Consider the following 3,924-nt stretch of genomic DNA (forward strand, 5'->3'; position numbering starts at 1 on the left):
ATTGAGCGATTTGGAAGAAAAGTGACGAGCGTAGCATGCTCGGCGGACGTTTGGATGCCGAAGGTTATTTTGCCGCTAAATTCTCAACGAAAAGCAACGCAACACGATCAAGAAACAACAAATATGTGATGACGATTTATTGCTTAAGTCCAGCCTGAGAACATGGAATTTACCGCTCAATTTCCTCGTTTTAGCTGATAAAAACTCACCTTGCCTAACGCCCGGCTAAGGGGTTGACAACGCACCGCCGAACTAAAAAAACACACCGTAAACACTGAACTTCAATTTTGTACTAAAGCCGCCAAGCGTTGGCAATCCCTCTTGAGCCGTTTGTTAGCTGCTGCACTTTAGCCGGAGATTTACTACCCAACGGCCTAATTTAAAACACATTATTGCTTTCAAACGACAAAGTAAAACGGACAACTGAGAAACTAAAACCTAATCCACGAAACGCACTTGGCAAAGAAGAAATAACAGGAAAACTGACGAGCTTCTAAGACTTCAATTTACAAAGAATTCTTTCGAAGAAGCCAACAACCAAGTGCGCGAAATCCATTTAAGCGCGACAAAACTTCAAAACCAAAGAAGCCACACCAAAGAAATAAACAAACACACCACTTCCCGTAAACAGACTTCGGTTAGTTCAAACACTTCACGAACAGTGCCACTGGCGAGATACGCGGAAAAGTGCTGACTTTCAGGTGTAAAGCTAGAGCATCAGACTAAGAAAAATAAGCGCTTAATTTTACGGTTTTTCTTAACCTCAGCTAACGCCCGCTTAAGTGGTGAGCAACGCTACCACGACACCCAATTATTACACCGTAAACACAAAAGCCAAATCAAACCAAAACCGCCGAGCGTTGCGAATCCGTCTTAAAGCGTTTGTTATGCGATTTCTCAAAGGTTGCTATTAAGTCTTTGATTAAGCTCCCACAATGCTATTCTGTTTGAGTCATATTTCAAAAGTTCACTAGCCTCTTGAAAACCACACCAACGAAATTTTGTATGCTCATTTGATAGCTGAGGCTCAGTAGACACCCGCACCGAAAAAGAATATTCAGGCACAACAAACTGATGATTAGTCCAATTTTCATGACCAGCATAGTACACTTTTGGGAGCATACACATTGAGTCCAATTGCTGCCAATCACAGCCAATTAAACTAGTTTCTTCTTTAAGTTCACGCTTTGCTGCCTCGATAATGGATTCACTATCTTCACCACCGCCGGAAATAGCTTGCCATACACCGTTATCACTTCGTTTTCCGATTAAGTAACGAGGTTGTTCATTGAGTATTTGATACGGAAATACTAATACTTGAAATGGTGCTCTCATTGGTTTTTCCTCTAATCGCATAACGCCCGCTTAAGTGGTGAGCAACGCAATACCTAAGCCGCCGCATACCACCTTAAACACTAAAACCAACGCATAGTAAAAATACCACGCGTTGCGAATCCGTCTTGAAGCGTTTGTTATAACTAAATTAACTCCAATGCTTCAATTGGGTTTGTTATTTCATCAATAACATCATCCAAGTCCGCATTTTTGAGGAAAAAATAAAAGGTTGAATCAACAACTTTTATTTTTTTTGACGTTGCATCATAAGCTATTACAGGAGGATTGATTGACTTGTTTGACTGCAACTCAACAAGTCCCTTAAGAGCGGTAGTCAAATGCCCTCCTCTGAGATCATTGCTTCTATGATGCTTTTGCTTAATGCTGTGCATCATGCAGAGCTTGGTCATTCCGCCATTTTTAATTGCATCATAACCCTGAGATAATATATCAGTCACAATGTAGTAATGCATAAAAAATGGTAGCGGCTTATCTTTTTGAACCTGCGTATTGTTTCCTGAGGCAATTGCCTCGAGGTTTTTCAAATGACGCTCAGAGTAATCATTGGTTTTTTCAGCGAGAGCTTTATTAAAAGAATCTTCAGAATCTATAAAGGCATTATCTCCCCTATTAAATATTCCAAAATTAATGCACGTTAACCTAAGAAGCTCTTGAAAAACGCCTACACTTGCAAAGGAGTTATCCAAACATAAATGCTTAATAGTTGTTGCAAACTTGATATTCAGCTCTTGTTCACCTTTAGCAATTATTCTGAGGAAGTCTTCATTTGTCCAAGGCTCAACAGGGATCTCATCAATTCGATCTTGTAGTTCACCATTAAACTGAGAGAGTCTATTCGACTCTTTCCAAACCCCAACGATGACAAACCTTACCTTTAACTCTTGAAATGTCCGTAAATCGTATGCGAAATCTTTTTGAACTTCTTCACTTAGATAATGAAAGTTTTCGAGGATTACTACTTTTTTGTTACCATGCCGATTTATAATATCAGCCACATCGTCTGGTAATTCTAAGTTGAATTCAATTTCATCATAGTTCTCTGTTGAAGAGTGATTACTCGACCGGTCTAACCCAACCTCGGCAGTTCCTTTTAGAACTAAAGCAATAGCACCTTGAATACGAGCCTTTCCTTTTGCCGTGCTAGATTGCCCAGATCCTTTTGTGTATGAGGTTCTAAGGGTAATTCCGGATTTTCGTAATATTGTTTGGTAAATATCTTTCAGTGTGTGTTTAGGCGATAAACTGATGACAATATTGTCATCATAATCAATATACTTTTTTACAAGAGCGGTTTTACCTTGTTTAGATGAACCATAAACAATTATTTGCTTATCAGACTTCAACGCTTCTATAAACTTGTTATCAACTTGTTCACGTTCAATATAGCTTTTGACTTGTTTTACACTTACACCGAATACGTCTTCTACTTTTATCACTTTACTTCCCTTTTAGTTATAACGCCGCGTTAAGGGGCAGCCAACGCTACTACCAACTTTCCGCATAACACTGTAACCACAAAAACCAACGCATAATAAAAATGCCATGCGTTGGCTGTCCCTCTTGAACGCTTTGTTAAATGCAACTTTTAAAACATGCTGTTTTGCTTCTGTGCATACTGATGGGCAATGACTTTGGTTATGATTTTTTCTACTTTCAAACACGTTGGTGTTTGAGTTTGAATCACGTCCATTTCTACTAACAATATGTCATTTTTCCCGAACCGTTCCTCACCATTATCAACACGTTCTAGAAACTGCTCATCTGTAATTTCAGCGTAAAAGCTTGATTGCCCATCGCTGAACTTCCATTTGTTACCATCTTTGAATGATGGTGATTCAATAACCAAACCAGTTTTAATAGAGTTAGTGAACAAAGGCGTTTCAAAATCGATAGGTTTGAAATAATCGCATTCGTTTGCTGCAGCATGAGCTTCAATTTTATGAACCGAAGACTTTACTTTGACCGCTTCTAAACCTTTCGATAGCGGTTCTCGAATGAAGCAATCTAAGGAGTTAGCCGCTTTGGGATCAGCTATCACATTAATAGTTTCGATATGAAAAACTTGTACGTCGCCTTGTTGATTTGTCACATGGACTGACTTATCGACTGTGTCTTTTTGTACTTCTTTCGGCTGCTGCCCTTGAAGGTGTATACATGCTTTAATACAGTCGGTTGCTAGCATGATCAGATCTTTTGGAGATCCCGATGCAAACATCGCCGCAGCACCTAAATTTATAACTTGAAGAGCGAAATCAATATCGAACGATTGATTTCTAAAGCCAGAGACGTCAAAAGTAAGCTCGGCATCTTTTCCATATGCATGCTTGGTAGTGATAGCCATAAAGTCATCAATAGCTGATATGTACTTTGCTACATCTTTAGCTCGAAGTTGCCCGTTCGCAACTTTATCACCGTGATACTCTAGAGATATCAAATCTCTGATATGTAATTCCAACGCTTTTTCTCCATCGTTGAACTAAATTGCATTTAACGCCCGGTTAAGGGGTTGACAACGCACCACTTAACTCAAAAAACACGCCGTAAACACTGAATTTCAATTTTGAACTA

Annotated in this window: 3 protein-coding genes; all 3 read right to left on the reverse strand. The window is 39.3% G+C overall.

What is annotated here, in order from left to right:
- Positions 1-897 precede the first annotated feature (897 nt).
- A complete protein-coding gene (locus AACR75_RS00600) occupies positions 898-1,335 on the reverse strand; it encodes an NUDIX hydrolase (protein WP_047691370.1) in 438 nt (145 codons plus the stop codon).
- A 143-nt stretch (positions 1,336-1,478) separates the two neighbouring features.
- Positions 1,479-2,792, reverse strand: coding sequence for an AAA family ATPase (locus tag AACR75_RS00610; protein WP_047691372.1), 1,314 nt, complete (start codon positions 2,790-2,792; stop codon positions 1,479-1,481).
- Between the two features lie 149 nt (positions 2,793-2,941).
- Positions 2,942-3,811 carry a hypothetical protein gene (locus AACR75_RS00615; protein WP_047691375.1) on the reverse strand — a complete coding sequence of 290 codons (870 nt, stop codon included), beginning with the start codon at positions 3,809-3,811 and terminating at the stop codon, positions 2,942-2,944.
- Positions 3,812-3,924 lie beyond the last annotated feature (113 nt).

This window comes from Vibrio sp. ZOR0018 (assembly GCF_963865925.1).
Lineage (GTDB): Bacteria > Pseudomonadota > Gammaproteobacteria > Enterobacterales > Vibrionaceae > Vibrio > Vibrio anguillarum.